The sequence below is a fragment of the Jidongwangia harbinensis genome, assembly GCF_020216025.1.
In the GTDB taxonomy this organism is placed as follows: domain Bacteria; phylum Actinomycetota; class Actinomycetes; order Mycobacteriales; family Micromonosporaceae; genus Actinoplanes; species Actinoplanes harbinensis.
Map to the genome: position 1 here is coordinate 42,620 of NZ_JAIWNC010000019.1, position 19,574 is coordinate 62,193.

General features: G+C 72.5%; 19 protein-coding genes. 14 read left to right on the top strand and 5 right to left on the bottom strand.

Annotation, left to right across the window (positions count from 1 at the left end; all coding sequences use genetic code 11):
- Positions 1–80 precede the first annotated feature (80 nt).
- A complete protein-coding gene (gene rox / locus LDL48_RS23090; RefSeq protein WP_225257292.1) occupies positions 81–1,514 on the bottom strand; it encodes a rifampin monooxygenase in 1,434 nt (477 codons plus the stop codon).
- Between the two features lie 140 nt (positions 1,515–1,654).
- Entirely contained in the window at positions 1,655–2,164 is a 510-nt protein-coding gene (locus LDL48_RS23095) for a DUF3455 domain-containing protein (protein ID WP_225257293.1), read from the bottom strand.
- 221 nt (positions 2,165–2,385) lie between these two features.
- Between LDL48_RS23095 and LDL48_RS23100 the strand changes: the two genes are divergently transcribed.
- The 12 genes from LDL48_RS23100 to LDL48_RS23155 all read left to right on the top strand — a co-directional run bounded on the left by LDL48_RS23100 (position 2,386) and on the right by LDL48_RS23155 (position 15,846).
- Positions 2,386–3,501, top strand: coding sequence for an acyltransferase family protein (locus tag LDL48_RS23100; protein WP_225257294.1), 1,116 nt, complete (start codon positions 2,386–2,388; stop codon positions 3,499–3,501).
- Between the two features lie 38 nt (positions 3,502–3,539).
- Positions 3,540–4,106, top strand: a complete 567-nt coding sequence (locus LDL48_RS23105; RefSeq protein ID WP_225257295.1) for an RNA polymerase sigma factor — start codon at positions 3,540–3,542, stop codon at positions 4,104–4,106.
- Positions 4,103–4,891, top strand: coding sequence for a hypothetical protein (locus tag LDL48_RS23110; protein WP_225257296.1), 789 nt, complete (start codon positions 4,103–4,105; stop codon positions 4,889–4,891). Before LDL48_RS23105 ends, LDL48_RS23110 begins: the two co-directional genes overlap by 4 nt.
- Before the next feature lie 40 nt (positions 4,892–4,931).
- Complete coding sequence (locus LDL48_RS23115; RefSeq protein WP_225257297.1) at positions 4,932–5,945, top strand: sialidase family protein; 1,014 nt, start codon at positions 4,932–4,934, stop codon at positions 5,943–5,945.
- A gap of 84 nt (positions 5,946–6,029) precedes the next feature.
- A complete protein-coding gene (gene fxsT / locus LDL48_RS23120) occupies positions 6,030–9,371 on the top strand; it encodes an FxSxx-COOH system tetratricopeptide repeat protein (protein WP_225257298.1) in 3,342 nt (1,113 codons plus the stop codon).
- Positions 9,372–9,488: 117 nt separating this feature from the next.
- On the top strand, positions 9,489–10,322 hold the full coding sequence (locus tag LDL48_RS23125) for a basic amino acid ABC transporter substrate-binding protein (protein WP_225257299.1): 834 nt from the start codon (positions 9,489–9,491) through the stop codon (positions 10,320–10,322).
- Entirely contained in the window at positions 10,319–11,140 is an 822-nt protein-coding gene (locus LDL48_RS23130) for an amino acid ABC transporter permease (RefSeq protein ID WP_225257300.1), read from the top strand. The genes LDL48_RS23125 and LDL48_RS23130 overlap by 4 nt, the downstream gene beginning before the upstream one ends.
- Complete coding sequence (locus tag LDL48_RS23135) at positions 11,137–11,901, top strand: amino acid ABC transporter ATP-binding protein (protein WP_308016483.1); 765 nt, start codon at positions 11,137–11,139, stop codon at positions 11,899–11,901. Before LDL48_RS23130 ends, LDL48_RS23135 begins: the two co-directional genes overlap by 4 nt.
- 66 nt (positions 11,902–11,967) lie before the next feature.
- On the top strand, positions 11,968–12,927 hold the full coding sequence (locus LDL48_RS23140; RefSeq protein ID WP_225257301.1) for an XdhC family protein: 960 nt from the start codon (positions 11,968–11,970) through the stop codon (positions 12,925–12,927).
- A gap of 103 nt (positions 12,928–13,030) precedes the next feature.
- On the top strand, positions 13,031–13,954 hold the full coding sequence (locus LDL48_RS23145; RefSeq protein ID WP_225257302.1) for an oxidoreductase: 924 nt from the start codon (positions 13,031–13,033) through the stop codon (positions 13,952–13,954).
- The gene (locus LDL48_RS44600) at positions 13,951–14,928 is read left to right on the top strand and encodes an AraC family transcriptional regulator (protein ID WP_225257303.1); all 978 of its coding nucleotides are present in this window, start codon (positions 13,951–13,953) and stop codon (positions 14,926–14,928) included. Before LDL48_RS23145 ends, LDL48_RS44600 begins: the two co-directional genes overlap by 4 nt.
- Before the next feature lie 78 nt (positions 14,929–15,006).
- Positions 15,007–15,846 (top strand): phosphoribosylaminoimidazolesuccinocarboxamide synthase, encoded by an 840-nt coding sequence (locus LDL48_RS23155; protein WP_225257304.1) that lies wholly within the window; start codon positions 15,007–15,009, stop codon positions 15,844–15,846.
- Between the two features lie 3 nt (positions 15,847–15,849).
- Here the strand turns inward: LDL48_RS23155 and LDL48_RS23160 are convergent, their stop codons facing one another.
- Together LDL48_RS23160 and LDL48_RS23165 are read right to left on the bottom strand one after the other, a co-directional pair.
- Positions 15,850–16,020, bottom strand: coding sequence for a hypothetical protein (locus LDL48_RS23160; protein WP_225257305.1), 171 nt, complete (start codon positions 16,018–16,020; stop codon positions 15,850–15,852).
- A 14-nt stretch (positions 16,021–16,034) separates the two neighbouring features.
- On the bottom strand, positions 16,035–16,346 hold the full coding sequence (locus LDL48_RS23165) for a DUF3040 domain-containing protein (RefSeq protein WP_225257306.1): 312 nt from the start codon (positions 16,344–16,346) through the stop codon (positions 16,035–16,037).
- 81 nt (positions 16,347–16,427) lie between these two features.
- Here LDL48_RS23165 and LDL48_RS23170 point away from each other — a divergent pair, with 81 nt between their 5' ends.
- Positions 16,428–16,799 carry a winged helix-turn-helix transcriptional regulator gene (locus LDL48_RS23170; protein WP_225257307.1) on the top strand — a complete coding sequence of 124 codons (372 nt, stop codon included), beginning with the start codon at positions 16,428–16,430 and terminating at the stop codon, positions 16,797–16,799.
- A gap of 70 nt (positions 16,800–16,869) precedes the next feature.
- Positions 16,870–19,104 (top strand): LLM class flavin-dependent oxidoreductase, encoded by a 2,235-nt coding sequence (locus tag LDL48_RS44605; protein WP_225257308.1) that lies wholly within the window; start codon positions 16,870–16,872, stop codon positions 19,102–19,104.
- Here LDL48_RS44605 and LDL48_RS23180 read toward each other — a convergent pair.
- Positions 19,079–19,549 carry a hypothetical protein gene (locus tag LDL48_RS23180; protein ID WP_225257309.1) on the bottom strand — a complete coding sequence of 157 codons (471 nt, stop codon included), beginning with the start codon at positions 19,547–19,549 and terminating at the stop codon, positions 19,079–19,081. The genes LDL48_RS44605 and LDL48_RS23180 overlap by 26 nt on opposite strands.
- Between the last annotated feature and the right edge of the window lie 25 nt (positions 19,550–19,574).

The following is a 19,574-nucleotide window of genomic DNA, read 5'->3' on the forward strand; positions in this document are numbered from 1 at the left end:
TGGACGGGCTGGTCTCCGCCAGCATTACATAGGCGTACATGGATGCGCCGAGGCCCATTTGTTCCCGATTCGGAAAGGGGCTATCCCGGACTGCGAACGGCCGCACCGAACCACCTCGGCAACCGGTTCAGCAGGTCCTGCTGGTCGTCGCCGGCCCACGCGACGTGCCCGTCCGGTCTGAGCAGCACCGCGGGCACGTCCAGGTCCGCGCTGACGGCGGCCACGTGGTCGACCCGGTCGGCCCAGCCCGCCACCGACAGCCGGCCGGTCTGGTCCAGCAGCAGCCCGCGGCCGGCGTGCAGCAGCTCGTAGAGGCGACCCCGCGGCAGCGGCAGGTCCCGCATCCGCCGGCCGAGCAGCTCGTGCCCGGGGCCGAAGTCGTAGCGGACGCCGAGCGCGGTGACCTTCTCCACCAGGTACCGGTTCACCTCCTCGAAGTCCATCAGCTCCGACACCAGGCGGCGCACCGCCTGCGGGCCCGGCTCGGTGGACATCAGGTGCATCTGGGCCCGGGTGTTGTCCAGCACGTCGGCGGCGACCGGGTGGCGTTCGGCGTGGTAGCTGTCCAGCAGCCCGTCCGGCGCCCAGCCGTTCACCTCCGCGGCCAGTTTCCAGCCGAGGTTGAACGCGTCCTGGATGCCGAGGTTGAGCCCCTGCCCGCCGGCCGGCGGGTGGATGTGCGCCGCGTCGCCGGCGAGGAACACCCGGCCGGTACGGAAGCGCTCGGCCAGCCGGGTGGCGTCGCCGAAGCGGGACAGCCAGCGCGGTGAGTGCACGCCGAAGTCGGTGCCGGCGTATGCCCGCAGCTGCCGCCGGAAGTCCTCCAGCGTCGGCGCGACCGCGCGGTCCTCGGCCACTCCGGCGGCGGGCACGAGCACGCGGTGCACCCCGTCGGCGAGCGGCATGGCGCCGAACCGGAGTTCGGTCCGGCGGACGTCGGCCGTCACGGCGGCCAGCGTCTCCGGCGTGGCCGTCAACGCCATCTCGCCGAGCAGGAACTCGGTCCTCGCCGGCTCGCCCGGGAAGCCGACGCCGAGCAGCTTGCGTACCGTGCTGCGGCCGCCGTCGCAGGCAACCAGATAGCGCGAGCGCAGACCGGTACCGTCGGCCAGCTCGACGGTCACGCCGTCGTCGTCCTGGCTCAGCCCGACCAGCTCGGCGCCGCGCCGGATCTCGGCGCCGAGTTCGCCGGCGCGTTCGGCCAGCAGGCGGTCGACGACGGGCTGGGGGATGCCCAGGACGTACCCGTGGCCGGTGTCCAGCCGCTCCGGCGGCGGCTTGGCGATGCCGGCGAAGCCGCCGATCGGATGCGTCCGGCCGAGCGCGCGGAACCGCTCCAGGATGCCGCGCTGGTCCAGCACCTCGATGCTGCGCGCGTGCAGGCCGAGCGCGCGGACCACCGGGGTCGGCTCGGTCGCCTTCTCCAGCACGAGCGCGTGCACCGCGTGCAGGCGCAGTTCGGCAGCCAGCATGAGGCCGGTCGGCCCGCCGCCGACGATGATCACGTCAAGCACAGAATCCCCCCATTTCGCACACCGATGGGAGATTCTGCGGCACACCCCGGGCCTTGCCGCAAGGCCCGGGGTGCGCTATACGTTGGGAGAGGCAAGGAGGGAAGGCACTCCTTGCCTTTGTTGTGCTCCCGGACGCGGCGTCAGTTGCCCCAGAAGATGTAGTTCGCGTTGTACGGCACGCTGGCCTTCGCCCCGTCGGTGCACGCCGTCGCCGGCGCCACGCCGCCGAACGTGTTCATCCGCTGGATGTGCGTGACCGTGCCGAGCATGCCCTGGCCGGAGCGGGTCTTCACCTCGAGCAGCAGCTCGGGGATCGCGCCGGGCACCGGCGAGGACGCGGCCACCCCGGCGGTGATCAGGGAGCCGTCGGCCTCGGACTCCCAGGTGGGGCCGCCGTAGTGGTGGATCCGGCGGTTCGCGCCGTCGAACAGGTCCGCCTCGGGCACCGACGGCGCGGCGAACTTGCCGCCCGCGCACGTGTAGGTCTGCGTGCCGGTGCCGACCACGAACATGCCGATGATCTTCAGGCCGTCCGGCGGCTGGAGCGCTCCCGGACCCTCGGCCGCGGAAGCCTGGTAGGTGACCGCGGAGACGGCGACCGCGACCACGGCGGCGGCGGCGATCGCGACTTTCCTCTTGAGCGTGCGCATGACTACTTCCGATCGGATAGGCGGCATCGCCACCGGGTACGCGGCACCGGGCCGTAGAAGATCGACTTGTCGGGGAGGACTGCCCGCAGGGGCATCGGGCCGGGGTCGAAGAGGACGACCGCCGGCGGCCGTGCCACGCCGCCCGGTAGCGGATCCGGTCCCGCCGCACATGTGTGGGCGGATGCACATTCGCATCCGCCGACCGGCGGGAGCTGCTGCAGATGACGACGACCACCCTCGACCGGGCGCCGGGACGCCCCGCCGTACCGCGCGCCGCGGAGACCGGCCCGCCGCGCCTGCCGGCCCTGGACGGGTTGCGGCTGCTCTGCGCGCTGGCCGTGGCCGGCTACCACTTCGGGGTCTCGTGGCGGCTGGACGGGGTACGGCCGCCGTTGTACCACCTGCCCGACGCCGCGCCCGTGCTGATCTACGGGTTCCTCGGGGTCGAGGTCTTCTTCATGATCAGCGGGTTCGTGATCTGCCTGAGCGGATGGGGCCGGACCGTCCGCGGGTTCGCGGCGTCGCGGGTGGCCCGGTTGTATCCGGCGTTCTGGGTCTGCGTCCTGGTGACCGCCGCAGTGGTCGCGGCGGTACCGGTGGCGGGCGGGTTGCCGGTGTCCGGTGCGCCCACCGTGCCGGACGTCGTGGTCAATCTGACCATGCTCGCGGAGCCGCTGAACACCCCGCTGGTGGACACCGTGTACTGGACGCTCTGGATCGAGCTGCGGTTCTACCTGATCTTCGCGTGCCTGATCGGTGCCGGGCTGACCGAGCGGGGACTGCGGATCTTCGGTACCGGGTGGCTGATCGCGGCGGTGGTGATGCCGGCGTTCCCGGGCGCGTTCCTGCAGGAGATCGTCATGCCCGACTTCGCGCCGTACTTCATCGCCGGGATGACGATGGTGTTACTGCGCCGGTCCCGCTCCGACCGGCGGTTGTGGGCGCTGCTCGCCGGCTGCTGGCTGGTCAGCCTGCACCTGGTCGAACTCCGCGTCCTCGACCTCCGGCCCGGCTTCGCGGTCGCCGTCTGGCCGGCGATGGTCCTGCTCACCCTCGGGTACGCGGTGCTGCTCGCGATCGCCCTCGGTGCCCTGGACCGGCTCGACTGGCGGTGGCTGACCACGGCCGGCGCGCTGACGTACCCCTTCTACCTGCTGCACCAGCGGGTCGGGTACAGCCTGATCCGCACCGCCCACCAGCACACCGGCCTGCCCGCCGGGGTGCTGATCGCCGGTGCCGTGGTGGTGCTGCTGGCCGCCGCCTGGCTGGTGCACCGGCACGTCGAGCGCCGCCTCGCGCCCGTGCTCAAGGCACGTATCGTCGGAACCCGGAAGTGACCGGTAGCGGTACGGTCCGAGCCGGACATGTGAGGGGTATGAGCCGAAGCACGGCGGATCCTGAGGCCGCCTTCCGTGAGCTGTTCCGGGCGACGTACGACGACCTGTTGTGTTTCGTCGAGCGGCGGATCTCCCCGGCGGTGGCTGACGACGTCGTGGCCGAGGTGTTCCTGACCGCGTGGCGCCGCTTCGACGACGTCCCGGTCGCCCGCGACGAGGCGCGCGCCTGGCTCTTCACGGTCGCCCACAACACGCTGCGCAACCGGCACCGCAGCGAGAGCCGGCAGCGCGGCCTCGCGCTGCGCATCCTGCGCGAGCCGGACCCGGCCGTCGGCGCCGAGGCCGACGGCGTGGCCGCCCGCGTCGACCTGGTCCGGGCCTGGCAGCACCTGTCGCCCGACGACCAGCAGGTGCTGACGCTCACGGTCTTCGAGGGCCTCACCGGTCCGCAGGCCGCCAAGGTCCTGAGCATCTCCCGGCCGGCGTTCAGCCTCCGGTTGCTGCGGGCCCGCCGGCGCCTGCGCCACCACCTGTACCAGGAAACCGTCACGACCGCCGACACCCCGCGCCCCGGCGCGATCGCCGAGATCGGAACCACCGCATGAACCTCGACCAGGCACTCCGTGACGCCGCCGAGCCGGTCCCGGCGCGCGTCGAGCAGGCGCCGGCACAGGCGCTCCTCGACCGGATCGTGCGCACACCGATGGACTCCGCCCCGGCTCCGGCCGTGACCCGGCTTCCCCGCCGGGCGGCCGTGACGGTTTTCGCCGCGGTGGCCGCGGTGGCCGTCGCCCTCACCGTCACGTTGTCGAACGTGGGTGCCGGACCGGCGTACGCGTCCTGGACTCCCGATCCGAGCCCGCTTCCCGCGGCCGACCGGGCCGACCTCGCCGACCGGTGCGTCGAGCAGGTGGGCGGCACGCTGCCGCCGGCGGCCGGCCGCCGGGTCGTCGGCGAGCTGCGCGGCCATTACGCGTACGCGAACGTGGTCACCCCGACCTGGACCGCGACGTGCTTCCGGGACCGGGGCGGGAAGGTGCTCTACGGCGGCAACATGATGGCGCCGGTGAGCCGGGCCGCCCTGGGCGGCAGAGGAGTCGAGATGCAGGCGTGGGGTCAGTTGCGCACCGACGAGGGGTACTGCCGTCTGATGGCCGGACATGTCGGTTCCGAGGTCGTCGGCGTCGACCTGACGGTCCGGAACGCGGCCGGTGGCCCGGCCCGCATCGTGCGCACCACCATGGCGGACGGCTACTTCCTCGCCTGGTATCCCGAGCGGGCCGCCGAGGCGAACACCAACCGGACCTTCCTCACCCTGCGGCTGGCGGACGGCGGCACGGTCGACGGACTGTCCGCCCGCGATCTGCACGACGCTCCGGTGCTCGACTAGGCTCGGTGTGGCCTGACGGGCACCGATCGAGGGGAGCACCGTGCCGCACCAGATCACCGTGGCCCGGGCCGAGCCGGGCCGCCTCGCGCATTTTCCGGACATCGTGCGGCTGGCCGACGGGCGGTTGCTGGCGGCGTACCGGGAGGGCGCCGGTCACCTCAGCCCCGAGGGACGCATCTGCCTGGTGGAGAGCGCCGACGACGGACAGACCTGGGGACAGCCGCGGATCGTGGTCGACGGCCCCTTCGACGACCGGGACCCGAAGCTCGCCCGGCTCGCCGACGGCACGGTGCTGCTCAGCTACTTCGTGCTGGACTGGAGCACCAAGCCGCGGCACACCACCTGCGGCACGTTCGTGCGCCGCAGCACCGACGGCGGTCGCACCTGGAGTGAGCCGGTCGAGGTCGGCAGCGCGATGCCCGGCACCGGTCCGGGCCGCGGCGTGCAGGGCTGGGCCGCCTCGCACGGGGCCGCGGTCGAGCTGCCCGGCGGCGACCTGCTGTTCCCGCTGTACGGCAAGACCACCGACAAGTGGTGGCATCAGGCGACGGTGGTACGCAGCACCGACGGTGGCCGCACCTGGCCGGCCGAGAGCGAGGTGCTGGTGGCGGCGGCCGACGAGGTGCACTTCCAGGAGCCGACGCTGACCGTGCTGGACGACCAGATCGTGGCGCTGATCCGGACCACGGTCGAGCATGCGTACCTGTCCCGGTCGACCGACGGCGGCCACACCTGGACCACTCCGCAGGCCACCGACATGCCGGCCTCCTCGCACCACGCGCTGCGGTTGAGTACCGGCGAGGTGCTGGTCACCTACGGCGACCTGTCGTCGCGTTTCTCGGCGCACCGGGAGACGGTCGGCCGCCTGGTGCGGCAGCCCGAGGACACCTGGGACGGGTACGGCGACGTCCAGCTGTACGACTCGGGCGACGAGGACCAGGCGAATCCGTCGAGTGTGGAACTGGAGCCGGGCCACTTCCTGACGCTCGGGTTCGACGTGGGGGCGGCCACGGTCGTCGGCGTGTTCACCGAACGGGACGACTACCCGCGCTGAGGACTCCCACGGGGGATTCCGTGGTCCGGTGGATGACCAGGGAGGCCGAACCGTAGTAGGGCGCCCGTCCGAGAAGAGCACCGAATGGCTGAGCAACGGCACGGCAAAGTGGTGACGTTCTACTCCTACCGGGGTGGAACCGGCCGCACCATGGCCCTGGCCAACGTGGCCTGGATCCTGGCGGCCAACGGTAAACGCGTTCTGATCGCGGACTGGGACCTCGAGGCACCGGGCCTGCACCGGTTCTTCGAACCGTTCCTCAAGGCCGAGACGGTCGAGACCAGCAGTGGCGTGATCGACCTGATCCGCGAGTACGAGTGGCAGGCCACCCGGAACGTCGACCGCGGCCCCGACTGGCACAAGGACTTCGCCCGGGTGCAGCGGCATGCGTTCTCCGTGAACTGGGATCACTTCCCGGAGGGCGGCCAACTCGACTACCTCTCCGCCGGGCGGCACAACCAGAACTACGCCGCTGCTGTCACCGGCATGAACTGGGACGACTTCTACGGGCGTCTCGGCGGCGGGGCGTTCCTCGATGCGCTGCGCGCGGACATGCACGCAAACTACGACTACACGCTGATCGCCAGCCGGACCGGGCTGAGTGACGTGGCGGACATCTGCACCATCCACCTCCCGGATGTTCTGGTCGACTGCTTCACGTTCAGCGAGCGGTGCATCGCAGGTGGCGCCCGGGTCGCGGCCGCGGTAATGCAGCGGCACGCCAAGCGCGACATCCGGATCCTGCCGGTGGCGATGCGGGTCGACCCGGCCGAGAAGGACAAGGCGGACGCCGGCCGGGTGGTCGCCATGCAGCGCTTCCCGGGGCTGCCGGCGGACATGACGCCGGCCGAACGCGCCCGGTACTGGAACGCGGTCGAGGTGCCGTACCGGCCGTTCTACGCGTACGAGGAGACGCTCGCGACCTTCGGCGACCGGCCCGGTCAGACGACGTCGCTGCTGGCCGCGTACGAGAATCTCGCCGATTACATCTCCGACGGCGAGGTGACCGCGATGCCGCCGATGGATGAGGCGTTGCGGGCCCGGACCGCCTCCCGGTTTGTCCGTCGCCTCGGGTACGCGGAGGAGGAGGTGACGCTGCAGTACGCGCCGGAGGACCAGCTCTGGGCGGAGTGGATCAGCGGATTGCTGGGCGCCGTCGGCGTCACCGTGCACGACCCGGACACCCCGGCCTCCGCCGCGGCGGCCGGTTCCGGTCGCCGGCTCACCGTGGTCTCGCACGCCAACGCGAGTTCGCACGCCGGGCTGGTGCCCCGGGACCGCACCGACCCCCGGCCCCCGCTGGCCGTGTACGTCGAGGACGTGGCCCCGGTTCCGGGTTTCCCGGTCGGTTCGTCCGCCTTCATCGGTGGCAAGTCCGGTGAGGTCGCGGCAGAGCGCGTTCTACGACTGGTCGGGCGCCCGGACATCGCGGACGCGGACCTGTCCGCGATCGGCGTGCGGTTCCCCGGCGACCAGGTGCTGGTGTTCAACCCGCCGGTCCGTAACGCGCGGTTCACCGGGCGGGAGCGGGACCTGCTCGACCTGCGGACCCGGCTGCGCGGTGGCGGTCCGGTGGTGCGGTCCGGCCCGATGCCGGTCGCGCTGCAGGGCCTGGGCGGCATCGGCAAGACCCAGGTGGCGCTGGAGTACGCCCACCGGTTCCGGAACGCCTACGACATCGTCTGGTGGATCGACGCCGAACAGGTCGCCTTCATCGACATCGCGCTGTCCGACCTGGGCCACCGGCTGGGGCTGGCGCTGCCCCAGTCGAGCGTGCTGGACGCGGCCCGGGCGGTGCTCAACAGCTTGGAGCGGGGCACACCGTACGCCCGCTGGTTGTTGATCTTCGACAACGCGGAGGACGTGGAGCGGGTGCTGCCGTTCATCCCGCGCGGCCCCGGTCACGTGCTGATCACCTCGCGGAACAGCCAGTGGGGCGACCACGCGCAACCTGTGCACATCGACGTCTTCCCGCGCACCGAGAGCATCGCCCACCTCCGGCACCGGGTGCCCACGATCGAGCGCGACCAGGCCGATCGCATCGCCGACGTGCTGGGCGACCTGCCGGTCGCGGTGGCCGCCGCGGGCGCCTGGCTGGCCGATACCGGAGAGCGGGTCGGCGACTACCTCGGGCGGGTCGAGCGGTCCGGTCCCGGCCACCACGTCGACCAGGTCTGGGAGCTGTCGCTGGAGCTGCTGCGGCGGCGTTCCGGTGCGGCGTACCGTCTGCTGCAGTTGTGTTCGGTCCTGGCCCCGGAGATCTCCCTGGACCTGGTGTACAGCGACGAGCTGGCCGCCGCGCTGAGCGTGTTCGACCCGCTGGTCTCCGAGCGGGCCTACCGCGGTTCGCTGGTGCAGCACCTCAACCGCCTCGCCCTGCTCAAGCTCGACGTCGGGCGCAGCCAGATCCAGGTGCACCGGCTGTTGCAGCACGTGGTCCGGAGCCGGATGACGGAGGCCGAACTCGCCGAGGCCCGGCACCAGATGCACCTGGTGCTGAGCGGCCTGCGACCGCGCCACGAGATCGACGATCCCCGGTCCTGGCCGCGGTTCCGGACGCTGTGGCCGCATCTGGAGCTGTCCCACGCGGCCGCCTGCAACGACGAGTCGGTGCGCCAGCTGATGATCGACCGGGTGCGCTACATCTGGTTCACCGGCGGTCTGGCCGAGGGCCGACGGTTCGGCGAGGACATCGACCGGCGCTGGAGCGAGATGCTGAGTGCCGAGCAGGACCCGCGCGCGGCCGTCACGCTGCAGCGGCAGCTGCTCCACCTGCGATTCAACGTCGCCAACATCGTGCGGCAGACGGGGCAGTTCGAGGAGGCCCGGGCGCTGGACGAGACGGTCCTGGCCGAGCAGACGGAGCTGCTCGGCCCGCATCACCCGCACGCCCTGATGACGGCCGGCGGCCTGGGCGGGGACCTGCGGGCCCTGGGCCGGTACGCCGACGCGCGGAGCCGGGACGAGGAGACCTACGCCGCCTGGGTCGAGTACTTCGGGGAGGACCATCCCCGGACGCTGAGCGCGAAGGCGAACCTGGCGGTGTCGCTGGGCAGCGCCGGCCGGCCGGACCTGGCCGTGCCGCTGCTGGAGGACGCGCGCGAGCGGCTCAACGAGGTGGTCGGGCCGGACCACCCGTACACCCTGGCCGCCGAGGTCAACCTGGCGATCCTGCACGCGGAGACGGACGCGGTACCGGCCGCACTGCAGATCATGGACGTCGCCGTGGAGCGGCACCGGGACGTGCTGGGACCGGATCACCCGGACACGCTGCGCTGCACGGCGAACCGGGCCCTCATGCGGATCGCCGTGGGGGAGAGCCCCGGCGAGGACGCGACGGCCGGTGACCGCTTGGCGGCGGTTCTGGGCGACGACCATCCGGCGGTGTCTGCTCTGCGCGCGGGGCGGTACCTGCACCGGTACTGACCCCCGACCGGGGCGTGGTGATCGACACTGTCGTATCGACTAGGCTTTTCCTATTGACTCGATAGGGTGTGTCAGATCAATGATCGACACCACCGAATCGACAAGCGGGAGGCAGCCGTGACGGCGACCCATACCGGAGCCCGACGAAACCTGCACCGGACGGTCGCGGTCGCCCTGACGGTGCTCGCGGTCGCGGCCGGCTGCGCCAAGGAGGACACCGGCGGCTCGGCCGGCGGTGTCGACCTGGTCCGCGCCGGCAAGCTGGTCACCTGCACCCACCTGCCGTACCCGCCGTTCCAGTCCAAGGACGCGTCCGGCAAGGTCGTCGGCTTCGACGTCGCCCTGGTCGACCTGGTGGCGGCGAAGCTCGGGGTGACCCAGGAGATCGTCGACACGCCGTTCGAGGGCATCAAGTCGGGCCAGGACCTGAACACCGGCAAGTGCGACATCGCGGCGGCCGGCATGACCATCACCGACGCCCGCAAGCAGGTGCTGGCGTTCTCCGACCCGTACTTCGACGCCACCCAGGCGCTGGTCGTGCCGACCGGCAAGCCGATCAAGACGCTGGCCGACCTCAAGGGCAAGCGGCTCGGGGTGCAGGGCGAGACCACCGGCGAGGAGTACGTCCGCAACCAGGTGAAGCAGAACAACCTGGACATCGAGGTGGTGTCGTACAAGGACCTCGGCTCCGAGCAGCAGGCGCTCGCCACCGGCCAGATCGAGGCGGCCGTGGGTGACCTGCCGGTGTGGAACGACTACATCAAGAACAATCCCGGCAAGGTCACCGTGCCGACCGGGTTCGACACCGGTGAGAAGTACGGATTCGCGCTGCGCAAGGACGGCGACCCGGACCTGCTCCGTACCGTCAACGAGGTGCTGAAGCAGGCCCGCACGGACGGCACGTACGACACGATCTACACGAAGTGGATCGGCCCGAAGCCGGCCGCGTGACGGCGCTGCTCCGCCCGCCGGCCCGGCGTCTGGGCATGCGGGCGCGGCGGCGGCTCTCGCGCGGTGCGGCGTACCTGGTGTTCGCCGCCGGGGTGCTTCTGGTCGGGCTGACCGCCGACTGGGGCCGGCTGGCCGACGCGTTCTTCCGGTGGGACGTCGCCCGCGACATGTTCCCGGGCGTGGTCACCACCGCGCTGGTCAACACGTTGCTGTACACGGCGCTGGCGTTCGCGTTCGGGCTGGTGTTCGGGTTGCTGCTGGCGCTGGCCCGGCTGTCCCCGGTGGCGCCCTACCGGTGGTTCGCCGCCGCGTACGTCGAGGTGTTCCGGGGCCTGCCGGCTCTGCTGGTGCTGTTCCTCGTCGGGTACGGCATCCCGCTGGCGTTCCCGGACCGCGAGATACCGGGCGGCGTCTACGGTTCGGTGGCGGTCGGGCTCGGTGCCACCGCGGCCGCCTACACCGCCGAGACCCTGCGGGCCGGCATCCAGGCGGTCCCGCGTGGACAGTCGGAGGCGGCCCGGTCACTCGGCATGTCCGCGCCCCGCGCGATGATGTCCATCGTGCTGCCGCAGGCCCTGCGGATCGTCACGCCGCCGCTGACCAACGAGTTCGTGTCGCTGACCAAGGACACCTCGCTGGTCTACGTGCTCGGTGTCACGGCCGGCACCATCGAACTCACCAAGTACGCCGGCGACGTGCTGAACCAGCGCGTCAACGCCACCCCGCTGGTCGTGGCCGGCCTGCTGTACCTGGCGGTCACGCTGCCGCTGTCGCAACTGGTGCGGGTGCTCGAGCGCCGCGCCGCGCGGGGGAGATGATCGTCATGGTGGCCGTCCGGATCCACGAACTGCACAAGTCCTTCGGGGCGCACGAGGTGCTCCGCGGCATCGACCTGGAGGTGTCCGGCGGCGAGGTGGTGTGCCTGGTCGGGCCGTCCGGGTCGGGCAAGTCCACGCTGTTGCGCTGCCTGAACGGGCTGGAGACGGCCACCTCCGGCACGGTTCACGTGGGCGACGTGGAGATGACCCATCCGGACACCGACCTGGATGCGGCGCGACGGCACATCGGCATGGTGTTCCAGCACTTCAACCTGTTCCCGCACCTCACCGTGCTGCGCAACGTGACGATCGCCCAGCAGCGCGTGCTGCGCCGGTCGCGGCGGGACGCGGACCGGGTGGCGCTGGCCAATCTGGAGCGGGTCGGTCTCGCGGACCGCGCCCGGGCGTACCCCGCGCAACTCTCCGGCGGCCAGCAGCAGCGCGTCGCCATCGCGCGGTCGCTGGCGATGGAACCGGCCCTGATGCTGTTCGACGAGCCGACCTCGGCTCTCGACCCGGAACTCGTCGGCGACGTGCTGGCGGTGATGCGCTCGCTCGCGGAGGACGGGATGACGATGATCGTGGTCACCCACGAGATGTCGTTCGCCCGGGACGTGGCCACCCGCGTGGTGTTCATGGACGAGGGCCGGGTGGTGGAGACCGGGCCGCCGGCCGAGGTGCTGCGCGCGCCGCGACACGAGCGGACCCGGGTCTTCCTGCAGCGGGTGCTGGAGCCGGGACGCGATATCGAGTTGCGCTAGCGACCAGATGGTAGCGGTGATAACGTCCGAGACGGGAAGTCGTCGACCGGGCAGGAGGATCCGCCGGTGTTGCGTGAGGTCTGGCCGTTCGTCGACGCCCACCACCGGGCCGGCCGGCCCGTCGTCCTCGCCCGCCTGGTCGCCCGGGACGGGCCCGGTGCCCGGCCCCTCGGCGCCACCATGGCCATCGCCGCGGACGGCACCTGGTGCGGCTCCCTCTCCGGCGGCTGCGTCGAAGCCATCGTCGTCGAGGCCGCCCGCGCCGTCCTCGACGGCACCGCGCCCCCGCACCTGACCACCGTCACCCCGGGCGGTGACCTCCTGCCCTGGGAGACCGCACCGGCCTGCACCGCCGCCCTGCACGTCCTGATCGCTCCGGCGCCCGCCGAGCCGGTGCACACCGCGATCACCACCGCGCTCGCCGACGACCAGCCGCTCACCGTCCACACCGGCCTGCGGCCGCCGTACCCCTGGACCCTCACCCCGGAAGACCCGCACGCCTTCACCGAACACCTGCCCCGCCGTCGGCGGCTCGTCCTGGCCGGCGCCACCGACCTCGCCGCCGCCCTGGCCACGCTCGCCCAACCCCTGCACCGCAACGTCATCGTGGTCGACCCCAGGCCCGGGCACACCTCCTCGGGCGCCGTCACCGCCGCCACGGTCGTCCGGGCCTGGCCCGACGCCTGGATCGCCGCGCACCCCCTCGACGCCACGGACGCCGTGATCGCGGTCAGCCACGACCCCCGGATCGACGACCGCGCCCTGCGCGCCGCGCTCGCCGGCAACGCCGGCCACATCGCCGCGCTCGGCAGCCGCGCCACCCACGTCCAGCGCCTGCAGCGGCTCGCCGGCACCCCCGGGTTGCACCGCCTCATCGGCCCCGCCGGACTCGACCTCGGCGCCACCACGCTCGCCGAGACCGCGCTGTCGCTCCTCGCGGGCGTCGTCGCCACCGAGAACGACCGCACCGGCCGCCTGCTCCGCGACACCGACACCCCGATCCGCGCGCAGGCCGACGGAAGCTAAGGGCCGGGTGGCGGGAACGGCCAACAGGGTGGCGGGTTCGGCTACTGCCCCGGGCTCCCGCGCTTCGTACGGTGAGGTGAATCCCCTGCCGAGGAGCGTGTGCATGTCCTGGTCGATGGCCGACATCCCGGATCAGAGCGGTCGCGTGGCGGTGGTGACCGGAGCCAACCGCGGTCTCGGGCTCGCGACCGCCACGGCGCTCGCCGGAAAGGGCGCGCACGTGGTGATGGCGGCCCGGGACCGGAGCCGGGCCGGTGCGGCGCTCGCCCACCTCCACGCGGCGCACCCCGGGGCGTCCGCCGAGATCGTCGAGCTGGACCTCGGCTCGCTGGCGTCCGTGGAACGCGCCGCCGGGCAGATCCTGGCCGCCCACTCGCGGATCGACCTGCTGATCAACAATGCTGGGGTGATGGCCACACCCCCGGGACGCACGGCCGACGGGTTCGAGACCCAGCTCGGCGTCAACCACCTGGGTCACTGGGCGCTCACCTCGCACCTCCTGCCGGCCGTGGTCCGCACCCGGGACGCCCGGGTCGTCACGCTGACCAGTTCGGCCCAGCACAACGGCCGCCGGCTCGACCCGTACCCGCGCGGCGGCGAGTACGACCGGTGGCGCGCGTACGACGACTCGAAGCTGGCCAACCGGCACTTCGCGCAGGGGCTGGACCGCCGGTTCCGGGCGGCCGGCCTGACCGCGACGGCGCTCACCGCGTACCCCGGGTTCAGCCGGACCGACCTGTTCGCCCACCTGACCGACGCGGCCGGTCTGCGCGGGATGCTGCTCGACGTGACCCGCCGGGTCGGCATGCCGGTCGAACGCGGCGTGCTGAGTCAGCTGCGCGCGGCGACCGACCCGCGGGCCGTCGGCGGCGTGATGTACGCCCCGCGCTGGTCCGCCGTCGGCCCGCCGGTGCGCCGCCGGCTCGTCCGCCCGGGCACGGACCGGGCGATCCGCGTGCTGTGGGCGTTGTCCCGGCGTCTCACCGGCCTCGACGTCGACGTGACCCGGGCGGTTGCCCGGACGTGACCGCGGACCGGTTCACCCTCAGCCCGGCGGCGTACGCCATCTTCGCCGACCTCGGCGTGCCCGCCGGTCCGGTGCTGCGCGCGGCCGGACTGCCCGAGGACCTGTTCCAGAACCCGCCGGTGGTGCTCACCGCGACCCAGTTCTACCGGTGCTGGGAAGCGTTGCAGGAGGCGTCCGGCGATCGCGCGCTCGGCGCGACCCTGGCCGCGATGGTGAGCACCGAGACGTTCCAGCCGCCGATCTTCGCCGCGCTGTGCAGCCCCGACCTGCGCCACGCGGCGGAGCGGCTGGCCGTCTACAAACGACTGCTGGGCCCGCAGCGGCTCGTCGTCGAAGCGGACGACGACGGGCTGCGGGTGACCACCGTGTGGCCCACCGATCCGGTGCCGCCGGCCGGGCTGGTCGCCTACGAACTCGCGTTCTGGGTCGCGCTGGCGCGGCTGGCCACCCGTACCCGGGTGATCCCGGCCCGGGCCACCATGCCGGACCCGCCGCCGGGCCCGGCCTACCGGGACTATCTGGGCGTGCCCATCGACCGGGGCCCGGCGGTGACCGTGACGTTCACCGCCCCGGACGCCCGGCGCCCGTTCCTGACCTCGAACGCGGCGATGTGGCAGGTCTTCGACGCCGACCTGCGCCGGCGGCTGGCGGACCTGGACCGGGCCGAGTCGACCGCCGAGCGGGTACGCGCGGTCCTGCACGAGCTGCTGCCCGCCGGTCGGGGCAGCGCGGTGGACGTGGCCCGCCGGCTCGCGTTGAGCGGCCGCACCCTGCAGCGGCGGCTGGCCCAGGAGGGCACGACGTTCCAGGACGTGCTCCAGCGCACCCGGTACGCGCTGGCGCGGCACTATCTGGCGCGGCCGGACATCACCGTGGCGGAGATCGCGTTGCTGCTCGGGTACGACGAGCCGACCTCCTTCTACCGGGCCTTCCACCAGTGGTCGGGGACCACGCCGCTGCAGGCCCGGTGCTGACACCGCCGTCGGTCCGCCGGTTGCCGGTCCGATAGCGTGGCCTGCGGCGGTAGCGGTTCGGTGGAGAGGATCACGCGCGTGGAGTTGCTGCACTCGGGCAAGGTCAGGGACGTCTACGCGGACGGCGACGACATCCTGCTCGTCGCGTCGGACCGGATCTCGATCTACGACGTGGTGCTGCCCACGCCGATCCCGGACAAGGGCAAGATCCTCACCCAGCTCTCGCTCTGGTGGTTCGACCAGCTCGCCGACGTCGCGCCGCACCACGTGCTCTCGGCCACCGACGTGCCGGCCGAGTGGGCCGGTCGCGCGGTCCGGTGCCGGCGACTCGAGATGGTGATGGTGGAGTGCATCGCCCGGGGTTATCTCACCGGGTCGGGGCTCAAGGCGTACGAGAAGGACGGCGCCGTTTCCGGGGTCGCCCTGCCGGACGGGCTGATCGAGGGGTCGCGCCTGGCCGAGCCGATCTTCACGCCGACCACCAAGGTGGCGCCGGGCGAGGGGCACGACGAGTTCATCACCTACCCGGACGTGGAGGCGCGGGTCGGTGCGGACGTGGCGGCCGAGCTGCGGCGGATCACGCTGGAGGTGTACCGGCGCGGGTCGGCGGTCGCCGCCGAGCGGGGCATCATCATCGCCGACACCAAGATCGAGCTGGGTTGGGCGGACGGCCGGCTGACCATCGGCGACGAGCTGCTCACGCCGGATTCGTCGCGGTTCTGGGCGCAGGACGAGTGGCAGCCCGGCGGCACCCAGCGTTACCTGGACAAGCAGTTCCTCCGGGACTGGTCGACCACCGAGTTGCGGGACTGGGACCGGACGGCGCCGGGCCCGGAGATCCCGGAGCAGGTGGTGTCTGCCACCCGCGACCGCTACGTCGAGGTGTACGAGCGCCTCACCGGGGACCGCTGGCGCTGACGGTCACGCCGCGGGGTCGGTGTCGTCCGCGCGGGCGTCCTCGTCGGTGGCCGCGTCGTCGCGGGAGTCACGGGTGGCCGCGTTCAACGCGGGGTCGTGCGTGACGATGTCGGCGGCCTCCGCGGTGCTCTTCGGCGCCACGTCGTCCGATGCGCTGATCCGGGGGTCGGTCATGAGAGCCTCCAGGGTTAGAAGGGCGCGCTGGGCCGGCGCGGGGAGGACGACCACCAGGAGAAGCCGCCCGCGGGCCGGGCGGGTCCGGTGCGCCTGGTCATCAGGTGGGCGCCGTACCCGGAGGCCAGCATCGCCAGCAGCAGGCCGGTCCAGCCGCCGAGCAGGATGCAGACCGGCACCAGTGTCCACAGCAGAACGGCCAGCGCGACGCGCAGCCGGCGGCGCGGGTGGACCAGCCGGTCGAGGCGGCGTTCGAAGGCCGGATCGGCGGCGCGCAGGTGCATCACCATGCCGTCGAAAACGTACTTTTCGTTCGGATCCAGCACGATGAGCACCTCCACCAACGCCGTGCCGACGTTGTCGTCTACCCGCCCGGCCCGGGGTGAAACCCGGTGTACGTTTCAACGGTGACGTCGACACGCCAGGGACCCGTGGTCGGCGCGCCGGAGCACCCGCACAGCGTGGCGGAGTGTTCGCGCACCGACGCGGCGCTGGCCCGTGCCTTCCAGTTCCTCGGCAAGCGGTGGAACGCGGCCGTGCTGGGCAGTTTGAGTCACGGCCCGGCGGGCTTCCGGGAGATCTCCCGGAGCATCGAGCGGATCAGTGACTCGGTGCTCTCCAACCGGCTCACCGCGCTGACCGAGGCGGGGCTGATCAGCCGGACGGTCGATCCGGGCCCGCCGGTGTCGGTGACCTATGCGCTGACCGGGCGCGGTGCGGCGCTGATGCCGGCGTTCGCACAGATCTCCGCGTGGGCCGAGGAACACCTCCCGGACTGACGTTGGCACCTCGAGCACGTCCGTGGCACTCTCTATCAAGAAGCCACTAGCTTTTTAGAAGTGAGTAGACGTGGACTACGGTCATCAGCTCGAATTCGGCACGTTCATCACCCCGGTCAACGCCCCGCCGCAGGTCGCGGTCGCCCGCGCGCAGCTCAGCGAGCGGCTCGGGTACGACCTGGTGACGTTCCAGGACCACCCGTACCAGCCGGCCTTCCTGGACACCTGGACGCTGCTGACCTGGGTGGCGGCGCAGACCGAGCGGATCCGGATCGCCGGCAACGTCCTCAACGTCCCGATGCGGCCGGCCCCGGTGCTGGCCCGCGCCGCCGCCAGCCTGGACCTGCTGTCCGGCGGCCGGTTCGAGATGGGCCTGGGCGCGGGCGGCTTCTGGGACGCGATGGAGGCGATGGGCGTACCGCGGCGGACGCCGGGCGAGTCGGTCGGGCAGCTGGCCGAGGCGATCGACGTCATCCGCCGGCTCTGGGACACCGACGCCAAGGGGACGCTGCGGTTCGAGGGCGACTACTACCGGCTCCGGGGCGCGAAGCGTGGCCCCCGGCCGGCGCACCACATCCCGATCGCGGTGGGCGGGTACAAGCCGCGCATGCTGCGGCTGGTCGGTGCGAAGGCGGACGGCTGGCTGCCGTCGCTGTCCTACCTGAAGCCGGGCGACCTGGCCGCCGGCAACGAGATCATCGACGCGGCGGCCCGGGACGCCGGGCGGGACCCGCGGGAGATCCGCCGGCTGCTCAACGTGTCCGGCGACCCCGGCCGGCCGGCCGAGCAGTGGGTGGAGCAGCTGCTTCCGCTGGTCCTGTCCGACGGGGTCGGCACGATCATCCTGGGGTCGGACGATCCGGGTGAGATGCAGCGGTTCGCCGAGGAGGTGGCGCCGGCGTTGCGCGCGGCGGTGGCCCGGGAACGCGCCTCCGGCGGAGTTGCGGCCGGGCCGGTGCGCGCCGCCGCCGCGCTGGCGAAACGGCGGGAGGACATCGACTACGACGGCCTTCCGGAGTCGCTCGCGGCGGTCGCGATCGAACCCGGAGACTTCGGGTACGCGGGGGTCCGCTCCACCTATCTGCGGGGCGGCGCGCCGGGGCTGGTCCTGCAACCCCGGGACGCCGAGCAGGTGGCCGGTGCGCTCGCGTTCGCCCGCGACCAGGACGTGCCGCTCGCGCTGCGCAGCGGCGGGCACGGGATCAGCGGCCGCTCCACCAACGACGGGGGCATCGTCATCGACCTGTCCCGGATGAACCGCATCGAGGTGCTGGACGAGGCGCACCGGCTGGTCCGGGTCGAGGCGGGCGCCCGGTGGACCGACGTGGCGTCCGCGCTGGCGGCGCACGGATGGGCGCTGAGCAGCGGGGACTACGGCGGCGTGGGGGTCGGCGGGCTCGCCACCGCGGGCGGCATCGGCTGGCTGGTGCGCGAGCACGGCCTGACCATCGACCACCTGCGCGGTGCCTCGGTGGTGCTGGCCGACGGCACCCGGGTGTCCTGCTCGGAGACCGAGCACCCGGACCTGTTCTGGGCGGTGCGCGGCGCCGGCGCCAACTTCGGCATCGTGACCGCGTTCGACTTCGTGGTCGACGAGGTGGGCGACGTCGGTTTCGGGCAGTTCGTCTACGACGCGACGGACGCGGCCGGGCTGCTGCAGCGGTGGGGCTCGGCGATGGAGGCGGCACCGCGCGACGTCACCACGAACCTCATTCTCGGACCGCCGCGGCGCGGACAGGCGCTGGCCCAGGTGTACGGCGTGGTCGACTCGTCCATCCCGGACGTGATCATCGACCGGCTCCAGCCGATCGCCGACGTCGCCCCGCTGCTGGACCAGCAGGTGCAGCTGGTGCCGTACGCCGGAGTGATGAACGTGCCGGACGCGCCGCACGACGGCCGCGGCGAACCGGTCGCGCGGTCCGGGCTGATCGAGCACCTGACGCCGGAGTTCAGTACGGCCGCCGCCGACCTGATCCGCAGCGGCGCGGTGTACTTCTTCCAGGTGCGGTCCGTGGGCGGCGCGGTCGCGGACGTACCGGCGGACGCCACCGCGTACCCGCACCGGTCGGCGAACTTCTCGGTGGTGGCGTTCGGGTCGTCGAAGGAGCGGCTGGACGCGGCCTGGGCGGAACTGGCGCCGTACTTCTCCGGTCTGTACCTCAGCTTCGAGACCGACCAGCGGCCCGAGCGGGTGGCCGAGGCCTGGCCGGAGAAGACGCTCGACCGGTTGCGGACGCTCAAGCGGAGGTACGACCCGGACAACGTGTTCCGGGACAACTTCAACATCGATCCGGCGGCACCCTAGCGAGGTCGGCCAGGTGATCCGCCCACAGCTCGGCCAGGGCCGCGTCGGCCGGCGGGTGGATCTCCTGCCCGCCGCCGTAGATGTGCCGCCAGTCGTGGCCGGGCACCTCGCGGAGCAACTCCTCGAACGGCAGCCGGTGCTCCACCGGCACCATCCGGTCCCACCGCACCTCGGCGTACCAGGTGTGCCGCCGCGGGTCACCGGTCCAGTGCGGGCCCGGGAAGATCGTGCCGTCGGCGAGCCGCCCGCTGCCGACGATCCCGCGGTCGCGGCGCTGGCGGAGCAGGAACACCCGGTCGCCGGGCGCCGTGCCGCGTCGCCGGGAGCCGAAACTCCACCGGCCGGCGGCCGGGCGCCCGGCCGAGGTGGCGGCGATGTCCGCCCGGTAGTTGTCCGGCGGGAACCCGGCGTCGGTGGCATCCCAGATAAGGAGATAGGTGCGCACGTCCGATTAGCTCCATAGTGAACAG